The sequence below is a fragment of the Bacillus cereus group sp. MYBK139-1 genome, from assembly GCF_051916915.1.
GTDB classification, from domain to species: Bacteria; Bacillota; Bacilli; order Bacillales; family Bacillaceae_G; genus Bacillus_A; species Bacillus_A pacificus.
This window is the reverse complement of the sequence record NZ_JBQAHO010000002.1, coordinates 252,758-270,477: the sequence shown is the minus strand read 5'-3', so window position 1 is coordinate 270,477 and position 17,720 is coordinate 252,758. Positions and strand designations below refer to the sequence as shown.

Genomic DNA, 17,720 nt, shown 5'->3' with positions numbered 1-17,720 from the left:
GTTGCGATGTTCCCCTCTTATTGTCCATTGTTTACATGGAAAGCATGAGCGTGAATGTCTCCCCGAATCCTCACGCTCAAAACAACAAGTTAGTGAGGAAAATGAATTCCGAAGAGTTTTATGATAAAAACAACATAAAGCAATATCATTATAAAATTGTTTTATGTTGTTTTTATTTTATCTGGTGTAAAGTCTCTGCTGTTATGTAACTTTTCAAAGTTTCTAATCCTATTATAAACAATTATCTGACTTTTGTGAACAGAAAGAATTCAAAAATTTTATATTACTATAAAATTTTTTATTTAAACATCTGTATAATACTCATAACTGCATAGGCAATTCCAGCCCCAATTAATGGACCTACAGCGACCCCATTAAATAAAGCAACTGCTATAATTGTCCCGAAAACGAGTGCAGTTGTAATATGAGGATCTGTCGTTAATAATTGTACGCCACCTTTCGCTAACAGAGCAACTGCTACCCCTGAAGCTAAAGCAATCCATGCATAATACGATTTCGCCGCTTCCCCAAGTTGTTTAAAACCTATTTCCCCCGTTGCAATCGGTACGAGTACTGCTATTGTAATAACCGTAACACCTAGGTTAATCCCTTTCGTTTGTAGATAAGGGAAGACTTTATCTCCTAGAAACGTAAATTTCAATAGAAATAACACACCAATAGCTACAGTAAGCGATTGGTTTTTCGCAATAAGTCCTATAATAAGTAGTATGAATAAAAATAACGTTGACTGACTAATCATGTTTGCACTTCCTTTCTGAAAATAATGAACTCATTTCCAAACAAAAATACCTTTAAACCTATCGTTATACATGCTATATCGATGCCTATCCAACATGAATCACTTCATTTTTTATGCATTTTAAAATGAAAAACTGAGACTTTCACCATCCAAATGTAAGCATGTATACATTTTAAAAAACGGGCGTCTCTCCTTTCTTTTCTAATTAGAAACAGGTAAAATAAAAAGAAGAGAAAATGAAGTTTTTACCATATAGTAGAAGCATCAACACCAAGCTTTCACAGTCACTCACATACTGAAAAAGCAGGAAAAATCCATCATTCCACTATAACATAAAGTGAAACTTTAATCAGTGGGGCACACTCGTTATAAGTTGAACGAATTAGGATAATCCAAATTGGAATGGGAGGTATACATCTTTGAATCGAAACTTACTATATATGATATTGCGACTCATATTTGTCATTGTAGCTACGGTAGCCGGGTTCTATGCATTACTATATATGTCAGGACTTATCTATCCTTTTATTATCGCTTTCGCATTTGCTTATTTGATTAATCCTGTCGTCAATTTCCTTAATCAAAAACTACAATTTCCTCGCGCACTCGCAGTACTCGTTAGCTTAATTCTCGTATTTGGAGCTATCGTCGGACTCGTTACATACCTTGTAACAGAAGCAATATCTGCTACAACATACTTACTACAACTTGTTACAGTAAAATTTCCGGATATCGTTGCATTCGCTCAGCAGTTTGCACTTAATCATATTATGCCTCTCTATGATGATTTAATTTCTAAATTTAATCATCTTGGGGAACCACAGCGCTATACGATTACACAAAACATTCAAAACTTAGGAACTGAAGCAACGACGCAAATGAAAGAACTTTTAACCGCTATTATAAGCGGGTTAACAAATTTTATTAGTGCACTACCAACTACTTTAACTGTACTTGTTTTCGTTTTATTAGCCACTTTCTTCATTAGTTACGATTGGCATCGTCTTGCTCAGAAAGTAAGAAAGTTTTTGCCCAACCGTGTTCATGGCTATGGAAAAACTATTTTTGTGGATTTAAGAAAAGCTTTATTCGGTTTTGTTAAAGCACAACTTACACTCGTATCTATGACAACTGTTATTGTATTAATCGGACTTTTAATATTACGCGTACCATACGCCATTACTATCGCGATTATTACAGGAGTTGTAGATTTACTCCCATATTTAGGAACAGGAGCTGTCTTCGTTCCTTGGGTTATATACGTATTTTTCACTGGCGACACTGCTTTCGCCATCGGTCTTCTCATTTTATACATCGTCGTGATTGTCCAAAGACAAATTATGGAGCCAAAGGTACTTTCATCTAATATCGGCCTTGATCCATTAGCAACACTGATTGCTCTATTTGTCGGCTTTAAGCTCTTCGGCTTCTTAGGATTAATCATCGGTCCAGTCACCTTAGTACTACTTAATACATTGCACAAAGCTCGTGTATTCCATGATTTGTGGAAATATATTAAAGGCTCACCTTCAAAATAATAGTTTCTAATTCATACACAACAAAAAACTTACATGTAATCAGTGGGAAATTCCCACTGATTATTCCTTGCACTTATTTTTCATACTCATTACATAAAACAAGAGAATTGCAATCAAAAAAGATAATTCTCTTGTTTTTTTGCATAAAAAACGCATATTCCGCGGTGTTTTTACATATTTATTCTATTAATTTTATAATTATTACTTACATTTATTACTTTTTATGTAAATGAATAATTATACAAAATAGCGCAGAATGAGACTTAAACTGACCATTTCCCTGCTCTTATTTAACTTTTTTCGTTCCAATTCATTCTTTTACATACAAAAACAATCTTAAGTTCAGATCCCCGCTTTAAACACACTGATTAAGAGCTCATAACTCCCCAAATCACATATCCAATCGAAAAAATACACAACAAATACAATAAAGTGAAACTTTAATCAGTGGGGGTTTTCTTCATCCCCCGTCGATTATTAACCGTCACATTCGCCGCATGTTAAAACACATCTTTCGTTAACTGAACTTTAACCACCCTCTCATCCTTTTACAGACAAAAAAATAGTGCTTAGATCGCTATAATCTAAGCACTATTTCTGCACAATAATAGTTGCGTTTTTTCTAAACTTCCATTCCATCCACTTCATAACAAACGGCTTCAATAAAGCCCTTGTCATAGGGACAACAAAGATGAAACCTATTATATCCGTTACATATCCAGGAAGCACTAAAAGAATACCTCCTACAAAGATAAAAATACCATCTAAGACCGCTGCTCCTGGCATTTCTCCTCTATTCAACTTAGATTGAATCTCTCCAAGTACTTTAAACCCTTGTCTTTTCGCCAAATATACACCTACAACACCTGTAAATACGATCATAGCGAACGTAGACCACAAACCTATTACATGACTCGACCCAATTAAGACTGTAATCTCAATCGCTGGTATTAAAATAAACAAGAATAGTAACCACTTCATCGTTCTACACTCCTTTCATATATCATCACTTTAAACACCCTCACAACGTCCATAGACACCATATAATAGCCAAATGTACTTTCCCATCAAACTTCATAATAAACAGCTTTTAAAAGCAATTTCAGACGTTTTAAGCTAGTTTCACCTCATTTTTGTGTAAAAAAAAGAGAAGGACTCCGATCCTTCTCTCCGTATTACTTATAGCACTTCCGCATGTCCATTATAAACAATTCCGCGTGCTGCATCAACTGTTACTTCTTGGCCATTTTTTAAAGTTGCTGTTACGCCGTTTACACCAACGATAACAGGAATACCGATTGATACACCTACAACAGCCGCATGGCTTGTTAGACCGCCTTCTTCTACAACTAGAGCAGCAGCTTTTTCGATTGCAGGGATCATATCTTTATCAGTGCTTGTTGTAACAAGGATATCACCTTCGTTTACATTCGCTACAGCTTCAGCAGCTGTTTTCGCTACAACTACTTTACCTTTTGCAGCTTTACGACCAATTCCTTGTCCTTTAGCAACTTCTTCACCAACAACGTGGATTTTCATTAAGTTTGTTGTACCAGTTTCAGCAACCGGAACACCAGCAGTGATTACTACAGTGTCTCCAAGTCCGATTAGACCTGCATCCATACCTGTTTGAATCGCTGTATCTAACATTTCGTCAGTAGAAGCTGCGCGCTTCTCAGCCATAAATGCTTGCACACCCCAAACAAGTGCAAGACGACGTCCTACTTGCTCGTCAGATGTTACAGCTACGATTGGAGATTTTGGACGGTATTTAGAGATCATTTTCGCAGTATATCCACTTTCTGTTGGAGCTACGATTGCAGCTACATCAAGAGCAAGTGCTGTATGCGCAACAGATTGGCTAATTGCATCTGTAATTGTTGGAGTGAACTCTTTAATACGTTTTTTGAACATATCTTCATATTGTAATGATTTTTCAACACGTACTGCAATGTTAGCCATCATTGTTACTGCTTCTACTGGGTATTGTCCAGCAGCTGTTTCACCTGAAAGCATGATTGCGTCTGTACCATCGAAGATTGCGTTAGCTACGTCACTTGCTTCCGCACGAGTTGGACGTGGGTTACGTTGCATAGAATCTAACATTTGTGTTGCAGTAATAACTGGTTTACCTAACACGTTACATTTTTTGATTAGACGTTTTTGTACTAATGGTACTTCTTCTGGTGGAATTTCTACACCCATGTCACCACGAGCTACCATTAAACCGTCAGAAACTTCTAAGATTGAATCGATGTTGTCGATACCCTCTTGGTTTTCGATTTTTGGTACGATTTGGATATACTGAGCGTTATGCTCTTCTAATAATTCACGGATTTCTAATACGTCAGCTGCTTTACGTACGAATGAAGCTGCGATGAAATCAACTTTTTGCTCGATACCGAAGATGATATCTTTTACGTCTTTTTCAGTGATACCAGGAAGCTTAATGCTTACGTTTGGTACGTTAACACCTTTTTTATTTTTTACAGTTCCGCTGTTAAGAACTTTTGTACGGATGTTTCCGTCAGCTTTTTCGATTACTTCTAGTTCGATAAGACCGTCATCGATTAGAATGCGAGAACCTGGGTCTACATCGTCATAAAGACCAGCATAAGATACAGAGAACTTCTCTGCAGTACCTAATACTTGCTCAGTAGAAAGAACTACTTCTGCACCTGTTACAAGCTCAGCTTGTCCGTCTACGAAGTCGTGAGTACGGATTTCTGGACCTTTTGTATCAAGTAAGATACCAACTGTTTTACCAGTTTTCTTTGAAGCTTCACGAATGTTTTTAATACGAGCGCCGTGCTCTTCATGGCTACCATGAGAGAAGTTTAAACGAGCAACGTTCATACCTGCTTCGATTAATTGCTCTAATTTTTCAATACTTTCACTAGCAGGACCTATAGTACATACAATTTTAGTTTTACGCATATTGCACCTCCGAAAATTATGAAACCGTTCCCAAATATCCGACATTAAGCCGATTAGATGGATAATTCTTTAGATAATTGATACATATCTTTATCGATTGTATGCTTTTGAGCTAACGCTTCGATAATGTCATGATCAACAAGTTTGTTATCTTGAATACCTACACAACGTCCACCTTTACCAGCAATTAATAATTCAACTGCTCTTGCGCCAAGACGGCTTGCTAATACACGGTCTTGTGCACTTGGTGATCCACCACGTTGTACGTGACCTAATACAGTTACGCGAGTATCAAAGTTTGTTGCTTCTTCAATGTGCTTACCGATGTCAATTGCACTTCCAACACCTTCAGCTACAACGATAATACTGTGTTTTTTACCACGTTCACTACCACGCTTCAGACGAGCGATAACATCTTCCATGTCATACTCTTCTTCTGGAATTAAGATTGTTTCCGCACCATCAGCTAAACCAGCCCATAATGCGATATCACCAGCGTGACGTCCCATTACTTCGATAACATATGTACGTTCATGAGATGTAGCTGTGTCACGGATTTTATCAATTGCATCAATAACAGTGTTTAAAGCTGTATCGAAACCAATTGTGAAGTCTGTTCCAGGGATATCATTGTCAATTGTACCTGGTACACCAACACATGGAAATCCTTGTTCAGTTAATTTTTTAGCGCCTTGGTAAGAACCATCTCCACCAATAACAACAAGTCCTTCGATACCGTGTTTCTTTAATTGCTCGATACCTTTTAGTCGTACTTCTGGGTCTTTAAACTCAGGACATCTTGCTGTATATAATTTCGTACCACCGCGGTGGATAATATCGCCAACAGAACCTAATTCTAATTTTTCAATGTGACCAGAAATTAATCCAGCGTATCCATGGTAAATACCATATACTTCAATATCATGGAAAATCGCTTTACGAACAACTGCACGAATGGCAGCATTCATACCAGGTGAATCTCCACCACTTGTTAATACACCAATACGTTTCATTTGTACTCACCTCATAAAGATTATTTGCCTTATAATAAAATAACACGAAAAAATATAAAAATACAATGGAGAAGATGTGTCTTTTCATAATAAAAACGTGCATTCGCGAAGTGGAACGCACGCTTTTCTTATTTTATCCAAATGGAAGCGTTTGAAAACGAAACTTGCCCAATTTTCATATATTTTTCATAACGTTTTTCGATTAATTCATCTTTCGAAATTCCGTTTAATTGTTCAAAAGTTTTCCCTAGCATTAAATCTATATTTTCTGATTGTTTCAAAATATTACGGTGTGCTCCACCCTTTGTCTCTGGAATAATTTCGTCAATTACACCTAATTCTTTCAAATCTGCTGCTGTAATTCTCATCGCCTCTGCAGCTTCCTTTGCTTTTCCTGCATCTTTCCAAAGAATTGCCGCTGCACCCTCTGGCGTAATAACAGAATAAGTGGAATTTTCTAGCATATGAATGTAATCTCCTACTCCAAGACCTAGTGCACCACCACTACCACCTTCGCCGATAACGATACAAATAACAGGCACTGTTAATCCTGCCATTTCAAATAAATTGCGGGCGATAGCTTCACTTTGACCACGTTCTTCAGCAGCTTTACCAGGATAAGCTCCTTTTGTATCAATAAAACAAATAATTGGACGATTGAACTTTTCCGCCTGCTTCATTAAACGTAATGCTTTTCGATATCCTTCTGGGTGAGGCATCCCAAAATTACGGCGAATATTTTCTTTCGTATCTTTTCCGCGTTGATGCCCGATTACAGTTACAGGCATCCCTTTATACTTCGCAATGCCGCCGACAATCGCTGCATCATCGCCAAATAGACGATCTCCATGACATTCAAAAAAATCAGTAAATAAGTGCTCAATATAATCGAGCGTTGTCGGTCGTTCTGCATGACGAGCAATTTGAACACGGTCCCATACTTTCATATTGCCGTATATATCTTCCTCTAAATTTTCTAGCTTGTCTTCCAAAATACGAATCTCCTCACTGAAGTCCATCTGGCTGTTTTTCGTATAGTCTTTCAGTTCACGAATCTTATTTCTTAGCTCAACAACTGGTTTCTCAAATTCTAGCTCTGCCATACAGCCATTTCCCCTCCTTGATGAACTTCTAAAATCTTACGAAGCGATTCTCTCATATCATCACGATGTACCACCGCATCTAATTGACCATGTTCTAGTAAGAATTCTGCCGTTTGGAAATCTTCCGGTAGTTTCTCACGCACGGTTTGTTCAATTACACGTCTACCAGCAAATCCGATCAGCGCCCCTGGTTCTGCAAGATTATAATCACCAAGTGAAGCGAAACTCGCTGAAACCCCGCCCGTCGTTGGGTGAGTCATAACAGAAATAAATAATCCTCCTGCATTACTATGCTTTTTCAAAGCTACGCTTGTTTTTGCCATTTGCATTAAACTTAATATCCCTTCTTGCATACGGGCACCACCCGAAGCAGTAAAGATAATAAATGGAACTTGTAAGTCGTACGCCTTTTCAACCGCACGGGCAATTTTTTCTCCTACAACAGAGCCCATGCTCCCCATTCGAAAACGAGAATCCATTACTGCAACAACAACAAGCATGTCATCAATTGTTCCTTCACCAGTTACAACCGCTTCGTTCAATTCAGTCTTTTTACGATCGCTCTCTAGTTTCTCTTCATATCCTGGAAACTCGAGTGGATTTAATGAAACCATTTCTTTGTCATACTCACGGAATGACCCTTCGTCCAATATACTATCAAGACGTTCCCATGCATTCATAGGGTGATGATATCCACAATTCACACATACTTTTAAATTTTTTAGAAGCTCTTTCGTATACATGATTTTTTTACATTTCGGACATTTTGTCATAACGCCGTCTGGCACATCTTTTCGTACTTGTTCTGAAGGTATTGCAGCGTACTTTTTCTTTTTCACGAATAAATCTCTTAGCACAATTTGACCCCCTTCGTTGAGAGCTAAGGTTAGCGTAAGAAGAAAATTGGGCTAACACCAAAGTTTGATGTTAGCCTTATCTTCTCAATCTGTCTAATAACCTCACTCTTTACGTTTAACTTTAACCGCTACGCGATAGAATGTTTGTCATAACGTGTCATGGTCATTTCGACAAATTTTATACATTACGAGTGAAACTGTATATTCTCTACTAATTCATCGTAAATTTTTAGTGCATCATTTTCTTGTTTTTCTTCCAAAATAGCGTAAAGCTTTCTATACATATCGATAGAATCTCCTGAAACTTTACAAGAAAGAGTTGATACGTAATCATTTACGATCATCCAAATGCGATATAGTAAATAATTATCGACTTGTTCAATAAGTGTTTTAAAGAACGTTTGGTGAAGCATTGGAACTGAGTTTTCATTTCCTTCAAGCACTTGATGTAATTTACTTAGCACTTTAGAAAACGTTTCTTTCGGTAAATTACATACAATTCGAATCATATCTTTCTCAAGCAATCGTTTTGTTTGTAATAAATCACGAATTGTTTTCTCATCTTGCAGCAAGAACGGAGCAATCAATTGTACAAGACCGTTATCGTAAAAGTTTCGAATAAACGTCCCTTCACCACGTCTCGTTTCAATTAATCCTACAAGTTCTAAAGCCCGCAACGCTTCTCTGACAGAGGAACGTCCTACGTTTAAACGTGAACTTAACTCACGCTCAGACGGCAAACGATCCCCTGCTACCAATCCATCCTCTTCCATAATGGAACGGATTTTTTTTACAATTTCGAGATATACTTTTGTATTTGATGATGTCAATGGAAATTCCTCGCTTATTCTTTACCAATCAGCGCTAATTGTTTTGTTTTCTCAGCAACTTCATTTGGATCTACTTGACGGCGAGCTACTCCTGTCTCCATTGCAGCTTTCGCAACGTAAGCTGCTACTTGAGGCGCTACACGCGCGTCAAACGGTGCTGGAATGATATAGTCTGCATTTAACTCATCTTCTGCTACAAGCTCAGCAATAGCTTGTACAGCTGCCATCTTCATTTCTTCGTTAATTTGTGTCGCATGTACGTCAAGTGCACCGCGGAAAATACCAGGGAACGCTAGTACATTATTTACTTGGTTTGCGAAGTCAGAACGACCTGTTCCAACAACAGCTGCGCCCGCTGCTTTTGCCAATTCTGGCATAATTTCTGGAACTGGATTCGCCATTGCAAAAATAATCGCATCGTCATTCATTGTACGAACCATCTCTTCTGTTAATGCACCTTCTGCAGATACACCAATGAATACGTCCGCACCTTGTACAACATCAGCTAAAGAACCTTCAATACGATTCTTATTTGTATATTTTGCCACTTCATCCTTCACCGGATTCATACCTGTAGGACGACCTTCATAGATCGCGCCTTTACGGTCACACATAATAATGTCGCGTACGCCATAGCGATATAAAAGTTTAATAATTGCAATACCTGCTGCACCTGCGCCATTTGCGACAACTTTAATGTCAGACATTTTCTTTCCAACTAATTTTAGCGCGTTCACAAGACCTGCTACTGTTACGATAGCTGTTCCGTGTTGATCATCATGGAAGATAGGAATATTTGTTTCTTTTTTCAAACGTTCTTCAATAATGAAGCAGTTTGGTGCTGCGATATCCTCTAAGTTAACGCCGCCAAAAGTTGGCTCCATTAATTTTACAGTTTCAACAATTTTATCTACATCGTTTGTATTTAAGGCAATTGGGAATGCATCTACACCAGCAAAGCTCTTGAATAATACAGCTTTACCTTCCATTACTGGAAGAGATGCTTCAGGTCCGATGTTACCAAGACCAAGTACAGCCGTTCCATCAGTCACAACTGCTACCATATTTCCCTTCATCGTATATTCATATACCTTACTTTTATCGTCATAAATTTCTTTACAAGGTTCTGCAACCCCTGGAGAATATGCAAGACTTAAATCTTTTGCATTTTCTACTTTTACTTTTGATACAGTTTCTAATTTTCCTTGATGCACTTTATGCATGTGAAGTGCTTCTTCACGAAGTGTTGACAAACTATCCACTCTCCTCAAATTATTCTTGCTGATATCAATTTCTCCAAGTGGTCTGACCACGAACACTACTACTATAATAATCGAAGTGTAGGGAAATTGTCCATTATATTTTCACAACCACATTTTCTTCCCCGACAATTTCACGAAGTGCTCCTAAACATTCTTCACTTGGATGAATCGATAAACTTCGAGATAATTGTACCATTTTATGTTCCTTTTCATAATAAATTAGTACTTTCGCAAAACCCGAATAGTCAAACAATATTTTAGTAACCTGATTTAAAAGCTTTTTCTCATATTGAGACGGCAATTTCACGTAAACAGACGCATCTTTTTTTTCCTCATACACATCCATTTCTTCTAACGGATATAGTCCATTTACAATCCATTGCAGCTTATGATTTCTAAGCTCAATCATGCCGTCAACTAAAACAATTGCTCCTTCTTGTAACTTATCTGAGAAATGTATATACGTTTCGGGGAAAAGAACTGCTTCCATTTCATCATTTTGATCACAAAATGTAATAAATGCCATCTTTTGCAACTTTTTCGTACGAATCACTCTCACGCTTGTTATGTACACGATAGCTCTTTGTACTTTTTTCTTATGTCGCATCGCCTGAGCGAGAGATGGAATTTCTAATTCTTTCGCTAACTTCACATACTGCGCTGTCGGATAGCTTGATAAATAAAAACCTAGTACTTCCTTCTCTTTATTTAACTGTTCAATAAAAGAGAGCTCTTCTCCTTGTACGTATTTTGATTTTGGAACAGCATCTCCTAAATCACGTGCAAGATTGGCATACTCTAAGGCTCCTTTAAGACTTTTCCATAAATTCGTTCTCGAAACACCAAAATCGTCAAAACATCCAGACCAGACGAACGCCTCTAAATTTCGCTCTGTTACAAACTTTGATGGCATGCGCAGACAAAATTCAAATAAATCTTCAAACATTTTTTTCTCTCGTTCTTCGATTAATGCTGTCACTGTAGCCATTCCGATGTTTCGAATGGAAAGTAAGCTGTAACGTATCGCATTTCCTTCTATTTGGAAATTGTAACCACTTCTCTGAAGAGACGGCGGCAAAACATGAAAACCTTTTCGCTTCGTTTCTCGTATATACTGCACAATCTTATCTTCATTTCCAATTGCACTCGACAATAGTGCCGTCATAAATTCCAGCGTATAATTCGCTTTTAAGTAGGCAAGTTGATATCCAATCATACTGTAGGCTACAGCGTGACTTCGGTTAAAACCGTAATTTGCAAATCTTACAATTAAATCATAAATTTTCTCTGCCGATGTCTCGTCATAACCATTTTGTAAACAACCTTGCACAAAATGCTTACGTTCCTGATCTAAAATATCACGATTTTTTTTACTCACTGCACGACGTAATAAATCTGCTTCTCCGAGCGAGAAGCCCGCCAACTTCGACGCAATTTGCATAATTTGTTCTTGATATACAATTACACCGTATGTTCTTTCTAAAATCGGTTTTAAGTCCGGATGTAAATATTCAATTTTTCTTTTTCCGTGCTTTGATTCAATAAAGGTTGGAATTTGCTCCATCGGTCCTGGTCTATATAACGAGTTAACAGCAACAATATCTTCAAATTCATTCGGCTTTAACCCGCGAAGTACATTTCGCATACCACCTGATTCAAGCTGGAATACACCTGTTGTATCCCCTCTACCTAACAATTGGAATGTCTTTTCATCTTGAAGTGGTAAATTTCTTATATCGATTTCTTTTCCTGTTTTTTGCACGATAAACTTTATAATATTTTCAAGTAACGTTAAATTACGTAATCCTAAAAAGTCCATCTTGAGCAACCCAAGTTCTTCTAATGCATCAGCGGGGTATTGCGTAACATATACATCGTTATGCCCTTCTTGAATTGCAACACTTCCGGTTAATGGCTCTTGGCTCATAATAACGCCAGCTGCATGAATAGACGTATGACGTGGTAAGCCTTCTACACGTTTTGCAATTTCAAAAACACGCTCATGCAAAAGGTTTCCTTGTATAAACTCCCGGAGTGATTGCGATTCCTCATATGCATCTTTTAACGTTATACCAAGCTTTGATGGGATAAGTTTTGAAAATATGTCGATATCTCGTGGCGGAAGCCCCATTACACGCGCAATATCTCTAATTGCCGCTTTCGCTGCCAGCGTCCCGAACGTTACAATTTGAGCAACACGAAGCTGACCATATTTATCCTTCACATATCGAATCATCTCATCACGTCTTATATCCGGAAAATCAATATCAATATCTGGAAGTGTCACACGTTCGGGGTTTAAAAACCTTTCAAATAATAGATCGTATTCAATTGGATCAATATCTGTAATTTCTAATACGTAAGAAACGAGTGAGCCAGCCGCTGATCCACGACCTGGTCCTGTTAAAATATGATTTTCATGCGCGTACTTCATAAAATCCCAGACAATGAGGAAATAATCACTAAACCCCATGCTAGAAATCACGTTTAATTCATGATTCAAACGCTTTATATGTACTTCTTTCGGCGTACCATAACGTTTCTGCAATCCTTCTTCACAAACGCGGCGTAAATACATATCATTCGTTTCGTTAGATGGAACAGGAAATTTCGGTAATTGATTTACATGAAACGGTATTTCTACTCTGCAACGTTCTGCAATTTCTACTGTGTTATAAATCGCTTCTTCTACGTGAGAAAATAGTGCTTCCATTTCATCTGATGATTTTAAATAATATTGATCTGTTTTCAGCCTCGGCCTATCTGGATCCGTCATTTTCGTTCCACTTTCAACAGATAATAAGCATTCATGAACAAGTGCGTCACTTTGATTGATGTAGCGTACATCGTTTGTTGCGACGACTGGAATATTTATCCTACTTATAAATACAGGTAATTTCTCTTGTAGAAGCAGTTCATCTTGAATCGCATGATGCTGTAAACTCATATAAAAATTGCCGAACATATTTTGATACATACGAGCTACTTCTTCAGCTTGACTCTCTTTGTCTTCTAATAATAATTGTTCGATTTCCCCATCTTTACCTGGTGAAATAGCAATTAATCCTTTCGCATAATGTGCAAGCCATTTCTTAGGAATACCTTCTTTTGACTTCGTCATAATGCTACTAGAGATCTTTAATAAATTTTGATAACCTATTTCATTTTCAGCAAGTAAGACAAGCGGATAAGACTTTTCTTCTTCTTCACTAAAAATAGAAGCTGTTAAGCCGATAATAGGATGTATACCATGTTTCTTACATGCTTTATAAAACGGAATAACGCCATACATCACATTTTCATCCGTAATAGCAAGTGATGAATAACCGAGCTCTTTCGCCCTAACTACAAGTTCATTAATTTTACAAGCACTTTTTAATAAACTAAAAACGGTTTGACATTGTAAATGCACAAACTTCACTGTTGTACCCTCTCTTTACCTATTTGACTACTTTTATTATAGGTGAAGAGGAAAGAGGAAATCAAAACATACTTCTTATACTTTGTCCATATATATGAAGAAGAAAGGGGAATGACGATGGATGTAAGAGAACACACTTTTTTCTCTCTGCTTATTATTAGTTATTTTATTGCCTTTGGGGTTATACTTGGTGGTTCATTAATTGGTGGATTTGGTGCATTTCTTATCGGAAAACCAACTCTCACTTACATTAATCAATTCGCCCAAAATTTAAGGATTTGGGCACTCGTTGCAGCGATTGGCGGAACATTTGATACTTTTTATAGTTTTGAAAGAAGTTTCTTTGGCGGGGATATGAAAGATATCGTAAAACAAATTCTCCTTATTTTTTTCGCAACAGGTGGTATGCAAACTGGTCTTATTATTATTAAATGGCTAACGCAGGAGCATGTATGAGAGTACCAAGTGCCAATACAGCGAAAAGATGGTATTTAGTTTTAGCTGGCGCTGCTGTTGGAGGCGTGTTGAGCTGGTTTATTTTTTTGTACATATACGGTGTTTTTCAAGAAGAACAAGCTAGTAAAATAGCAGAACAAAGAGAAATTATAGAAAAACAAGAAGCAAAGCTCCACGTCCTTCTCGAAGATCAAGAAAAATTGAATACTGAAAATAAACGGCTCTTAACCATTCAAGAGATTAAAATAAAACTTATAAATCGAGAAAAATACGATTTAGACAATCTTACACTCGAAAATATGACTACATCTATCCATAATGACCTCCAGCATCTTTTAACGAAAAACATACAAAGTATCGCAAAAAATAAAGACCTACTCAAAAAAGTAATCGAAAACAAGACGTACAAACATTACGATCGGCTATACCGTTTTAAAGTCGATACAATATCTTTTGATACCGTGCTTGAAATTAGCATTACGATAGAGAAAGAAAAATAAAGTGAAACTTTAATCAGTGGGGGTTTTCTTCATCCCCCACTGATTATTAGTTGAACCAATCGGGCTTTTATGGGCAGTTGATCCCCACCTAACTTCTTTGCTTTCGCTGAAATTTGAGGTGGGGGTCTTACTGCCCATTAAAGCGGGATAAAGAAGGAGGGCTTTAGCGCCACTCCTTCTTTTCGTTCTAACATATAATTTCTTATTTACAAATCTCACGTAAATCAGCAAATAGACGATCCGCTTCTTCCCAAGAAGATGCTTTTGCACCAGAAGCCATCGGATGTCCTCCACCGTTATATTGCATTGCTAATTTATTTATAACTGGTCCTTTTGAACGAAGGCGAACACGAATCACATCGTCTTCCTCTAAAAATAGAACCCATGCCTTTAATCCATCAATATTACCAAGTGCTCCAACAACACCAGACGCCTCAGAAGGAAGTACATCAAACTTTTCTAATACTTCTTTCGTTAATTTAATGTAAGCTGCTCCTTCTTCTACCATCGTAAAGTTTTGTAAAATATAACCGTTTAAACGAGCAATTTTTTCTTTTGTTTTATACATTTCATTGTATAAATCTGTGAATTTCACATCCATATCAACAAGCTCACTTACGTAACGAAGTGTTTTCGCTGTTGTATTCGGGAATAAGAAACGACCTGTATCCCCAACAATACCTGCTAAAATAAGACGAGCTGCTTCTTTTGTTATTTGTAATCCTTTATCTTTTCCATAATTATAAAACTCATAAATCATTTCGCTTGTAGAACTTGCTGTCGTATCTACCCACGTAATGTCTCCGTATGGATCTTCATTTGGATGATGATCAATTTTGATTAACATCTTCCCTTTTGTATAGCGTTGATCGTCAACACGTTCTTGATTTGCTGTATCACAAACGATAACAAGCGCATTTTCGTATACACTATCTTCAATATCATCCATTACTCGTAAATATGCTAATGACGGTTCATTGTACCCAACTGTATAAATATTTTTCTCTGGAAACGATTCTTGTAGAATTGTACTAAGGCCGCCTTGTGAACCTAACGCATCTGGATCCGGACGCACATGACGATGAATAATAATTGTATCAAACTCTTTAATTGCTCCTAAAATTTGCTCATGCATATGTATAATCTCCTTTTTATTCAACTTCTTCACTTCAACGTGCAGTAAAAAAACAATGAATGTAGGCTAATCATTAGCGCGCGGAAACATCCCCACACTAATGAAAGTCTCACTTTATCCTCCATTATAACGGAAAGTATTTCATACATGCGAACAATTGCTTTATAATAAAAGTTAGAAAGTTTAGATATTTTTTCTCCACTATTATTTTTCATAAAACGATGGGAGTGTGCATGATGCCAGTATTAGTCTTCTGTATTATCGTCTCATTTATGTTGTATCTCTTCTACAAAACAAAATACTTTCGTACAAACCGCCCAATGGAGAAAGGTTGGCTCTCAGGAAAATCCGCAATGGCACTCGGTTCATTCGTCTTATTCTTCGGGATAAACCAATTCTTTTTAGAACTTTCAACCGCTCGTATTATCGTTGGTGTTTTATTTGTTCTATTTGGTAGTGCAAGTGTATTTAATGGATTTCGCCAATATAAACATTTCTTACCATTAGCAGTTGAAGAAGCCGAAGTCTATGAAACAACGTAAAAAAGCATCAACATTGTGATGCTTTTTTACGTCCTCTAACTTTTAAAATCATATATGCGACAAACGCAGAAGGGATATTAAATGGGTTGCCTTGCACATGAAGGTGTAATTGTTCTTCCCCAAAAGACATTTTTTCATATAGCTCTCGCTGAGATAATCCTGTTTTTTTCTTTTTTTCATGTAAACCTTGTAAGTATAAATATTGAATCGGTATCATTATAAGAAAGTAAAATAGTGCGATACTACCAAAAAAGAGTACTGTTGATGACATAATGCATACCACCTTCCTAAAATCCATTTTCTTACAATATAATCATAACATAATATACAACCTAAATGAATTACTATTCTGTCTTTTCTTTATATAACTGTTTCTCCACATAACTCTTTTTCAGCATACTGAACATATCGCCGAATAAAAGCGCCAGGATCTTTTCTAATAGGTTCAATATCAAGCCTTAATGGTATTTTTCCAGCCATATAAAAGATTCTTGAAGCAGTTCCAAGTCGAATGGCTAGTTCTGAAATATGTTCCCCATATCCCATCATAAAATTCCCCCATGCATCTTCTAACTGTCCCGAAGCAATTAAATGCAATCTCGGAACACCAATATCAAACTCTTTATACCCAAATCCACATTCATCAAAATCGAGTAAATACCAATCCTCTTTGTCTACAAGAATATTTCCAAAATGCATATCTCCGTGAACAAATTGTTTTTCTCCCAATTGAATTGAGTTTGTAAGTTCTTGTATTCTTTCTGCAATTCTCAAGCATTTATTTTTATCCTCATAAGATAAAAAAGAAGTATTTAATAAATATTGTAAAGGCTCATGATTCATCTTTTTCTCGCTATATATAGGTCTTTCATAACCTCTCCAAGTTTGCGGCACACTTTTAAGTACTCCATTTGTTTTTTCATGAAACATGCGCATGAATGATCCAAGTTTTTCATAATCTTTATCCTTTGGTTCTATAATTTCACTTCCATTTATAAACCTAAAGACAACAAAATACTGGATACTTCCCTCATCTTTCATAACAGGTGTGACCCAGTCACCATCTTTATTTACAACTACTTCTGGTACTAACATTTGTTTTTGTATCGCTATTAACCAATGTATTTCAGCTTCTATTTGCTCGGCTGTATAACGACCTTCTCTATACTGCCTCACTACAAATTTATTTTTGTCCGATTCAAATATATATGTTTGATTTTCTCCCCCATGCAATAATGAAACTTTCGTAAAACTATTTAAATCATATTGCTTACATAACCATTGTCTAGTGTGAAAATCCATTCCTATCCCCCTAGTTCGTATAGTAAAGCATAGTAATAATTAATAGCTTAAACTTTCTTATCGA

Annotated in this window: 16 protein-coding genes; 4 read left to right on the top strand and 12 right to left on the bottom strand. The window is 36.8% G+C overall.

Annotated elements, in window-relative coordinates:
* Positions 1 to 298 precede the first annotated feature (298 nt).
* Positions 299 to 760 carry a DUF441 domain-containing protein gene (locus ACTFRS_RS12520; RefSeq protein ID WP_000625507.1) on the bottom strand — a complete coding sequence of 154 codons (462 nt, stop codon included), beginning with the start codon at positions 758 to 760 and terminating at the stop codon, positions 299 to 301.
* 419 nt (positions 761 to 1,179) lie between these two features.
* Between ACTFRS_RS12520 and ytvI the strand changes: the two genes are divergently transcribed.
* A complete protein-coding gene (gene ytvI, locus ACTFRS_RS12515) occupies positions 1,180 to 2,298 on the top strand; it encodes a sporulation integral membrane protein YtvI (protein ID WP_001081377.1) in 1,119 nt (372 codons plus the stop codon).
* A 591-nt stretch (positions 2,299 to 2,889) separates the two neighbouring features.
* On the opposite strand, the gene ACTFRS_RS12510 is transcribed toward ytvI, so the two are convergent.
* The 8 genes from ACTFRS_RS12510 to dnaE all read right to left on the bottom strand — a co-directional run bounded on the left by ACTFRS_RS12510 (position 2,890) and on the right by dnaE (position 13,721).
* Complete coding sequence (locus ACTFRS_RS12510) at positions 2,890 to 3,279, bottom strand: FxsA family protein (protein WP_440024897.1); 390 nt, start codon at positions 3,277 to 3,279, stop codon at positions 2,890 to 2,892.
* A gap of 198 nt (positions 3,280 to 3,477) precedes the next feature.
* On the bottom strand, positions 3,478 to 5,235 hold the full coding sequence (pyk, locus tag ACTFRS_RS12505) for a pyruvate kinase (RefSeq protein WP_001232664.1): 1,758 nt from the start codon (positions 5,233 to 5,235) through the stop codon (positions 3,478 to 3,480).
* Between the two features lie 53 nt (positions 5,236 to 5,288).
* Entirely contained in the window at positions 5,289 to 6,248 is a 960-nt protein-coding gene (gene pfkA / locus ACTFRS_RS12500) for a 6-phosphofructokinase (protein ID WP_000821163.1), read from the bottom strand.
* A 128-nt stretch (positions 6,249 to 6,376) separates the two neighbouring features.
* Positions 6,377 to 7,351 carry an acetyl-CoA carboxylase carboxyl transferase subunit alpha gene (gene accA, locus ACTFRS_RS12495; protein WP_000818797.1) on the bottom strand — a complete coding sequence of 325 codons (975 nt, stop codon included), beginning with the start codon at positions 7,349 to 7,351 and terminating at the stop codon, positions 6,377 to 6,379.
* A complete protein-coding gene (gene accD / locus ACTFRS_RS12490; RefSeq protein WP_000942865.1) occupies positions 7,339 to 8,208 on the bottom strand; it encodes an acetyl-CoA carboxylase, carboxyltransferase subunit beta in 870 nt (289 codons plus the stop codon). The genes accA and accD overlap by 13 nt, the downstream gene beginning before the upstream one ends.
* A 185-nt stretch (positions 8,209 to 8,393) precedes the next feature.
* Positions 8,394 to 9,038 (bottom strand): FadR/GntR family transcriptional regulator, encoded by a 645-nt coding sequence (locus tag ACTFRS_RS12485; RefSeq protein ID WP_000204442.1) that lies wholly within the window; start codon positions 9,036 to 9,038, stop codon positions 8,394 to 8,396.
* A 14-nt stretch (positions 9,039 to 9,052) separates the two neighbouring features.
* A complete protein-coding gene (locus tag ACTFRS_RS12480) occupies positions 9,053 to 10,261 on the bottom strand; it encodes an NAD(P)-dependent malic enzyme (protein WP_011199012.1) in 1,209 nt (402 codons plus the stop codon).
* A 133-nt stretch (positions 10,262 to 10,394) separates the two neighbouring features.
* The gene (gene dnaE, locus ACTFRS_RS12475; protein WP_139866455.1) at positions 10,395 to 13,721 is read right to left on the bottom strand and encodes a DNA polymerase III subunit alpha; all 3,327 of its coding nucleotides are present in this window, start codon (positions 13,719 to 13,721) and stop codon (positions 10,395 to 10,397) included.
* Positions 13,722 to 13,763: 42 nt separating this feature from the next.
* Between dnaE and ACTFRS_RS12470 the strand changes: the two genes are divergently transcribed.
* Both ACTFRS_RS12470 and ytrI read left to right on the top strand, forming a co-directional pair.
* Positions 13,764 to 14,177 (top strand): YtrH family sporulation protein, encoded by a 414-nt coding sequence (locus ACTFRS_RS12470; RefSeq protein ID WP_001998397.1) that lies wholly within the window; start codon positions 13,764 to 13,766, stop codon positions 14,175 to 14,177.
* The gene (gene ytrI / locus ACTFRS_RS12465) at positions 14,174 to 14,677 is read left to right on the top strand and encodes a sporulation membrane protein YtrI (protein ID WP_001265736.1); all 504 of its coding nucleotides are present in this window, start codon (positions 14,174 to 14,176) and stop codon (positions 14,675 to 14,677) included. Before ACTFRS_RS12470 ends, ytrI begins: the two co-directional genes overlap by 4 nt.
* Before the next feature lie 202 nt (positions 14,678 to 14,879).
* Here ytrI and ACTFRS_RS12460 read toward each other — a convergent pair whose 3' ends face one another.
* Positions 14,880 to 15,812 carry a DHH family phosphoesterase gene (locus ACTFRS_RS12460; RefSeq protein ID WP_000545149.1) on the bottom strand — a complete coding sequence of 311 codons (933 nt, stop codon included), beginning with the start codon at positions 15,810 to 15,812 and terminating at the stop codon, positions 14,880 to 14,882.
* Between the two features lie 236 nt (positions 15,813 to 16,048).
* Here ACTFRS_RS12460 and ACTFRS_RS12455 point away from each other — a divergent pair, with 236 nt between their 5' ends.
* Positions 16,049 to 16,354: a YtpI family protein gene (locus tag ACTFRS_RS12455; RefSeq protein WP_001144773.1), complete on the top strand. Its 306-nt coding sequence runs from the start codon at positions 16,049 to 16,051 to the stop codon at positions 16,352 to 16,354.
* Between the two features lie 7 nt (positions 16,355 to 16,361).
* On the opposite strand, the gene ACTFRS_RS12450 is transcribed toward ACTFRS_RS12455, so the two are convergent.
* Both ACTFRS_RS12450 and ACTFRS_RS12445 read right to left on the bottom strand, forming a co-directional pair.
* Complete coding sequence (locus ACTFRS_RS12450) at positions 16,362 to 16,625, bottom strand: DUF3949 domain-containing protein (RefSeq protein WP_049111430.1); 264 nt, start codon at positions 16,623 to 16,625, stop codon at positions 16,362 to 16,364.
* A gap of 89 nt (positions 16,626 to 16,714) precedes the next feature.
* A complete protein-coding gene (locus tag ACTFRS_RS12445; RefSeq protein ID WP_242293714.1) occupies positions 16,715 to 17,656 on the bottom strand; it encodes a phosphotransferase enzyme family protein in 942 nt (313 codons plus the stop codon).
* Positions 17,657 to 17,720: the final 64 nt, after the last annotated feature.

Excerpts from the sequence above, each read along its gene's own strand:
- accA (WP_000818797.1), bottom strand. The coding sequence starts at position 7,351 with ATGGCAGAGCTAGAATTTGAGAAACCAGTTGTTGAGCTAAGAAATAAG.
- ACTFRS_RS12455 (WP_001144773.1), top strand. The coding sequence starts at position 16,049 with ATGCCAGTATTAGTCTTCTGTATTATCGTCTCATTTATGTTGTATCTC.
- ACTFRS_RS12450 (WP_049111430.1), bottom strand. The coding sequence starts at position 16,625 with ATGTCATCAACAGTACTCTTTTTTGGTAGTATCGCACTATTTTACTTT.
- ACTFRS_RS12480 (WP_011199012.1), bottom strand. The coding sequence starts at position 10,261 with ATGCATAAAGTGCATCAAGGAAAATTAGAAACTGTATCAAAAGTAAAA.
- ACTFRS_RS12445 (WP_242293714.1), bottom strand. The coding sequence starts at position 17,656 with ATGGATTTTCACACTAGACAATGGTTATGTAAGCAATATGATTTAAAT.
- ytrI (WP_001265736.1), top strand. The coding sequence starts at position 14,174 with ATGAGAGTACCAAGTGCCAATACAGCGAAAAGATGGTATTTAGTTTTA.
- pyk (WP_001232664.1), bottom strand. The coding sequence starts at position 5,235 with ATGCGTAAAACTAAAATTGTATGTACTATAGGTCCTGCTAGTGAAAGT.
- ACTFRS_RS12460 (WP_000545149.1), bottom strand. The coding sequence starts at position 15,812 with ATGCATGAGCAAATTTTAGGAGCAATTAAAGAGTTTGATACAATTATT.
- pfkA (WP_000821163.1), bottom strand. The coding sequence starts at position 6,248 with ATGAAACGTATTGGTGTATTAACAAGTGGTGGAGATTCACCTGGTATG.
- ACTFRS_RS12510 (WP_440024897.1), bottom strand. The coding sequence starts at position 3,279 with ATGAAGTGGTTACTATTCTTGTTTATTTTAATACCAGCGATTGAGATT.
- ACTFRS_RS12520 (WP_000625507.1), bottom strand. The coding sequence starts at position 760 with ATGATTAGTCAGTCAACGTTATTTTTATTCATACTACTTATTATAGGA.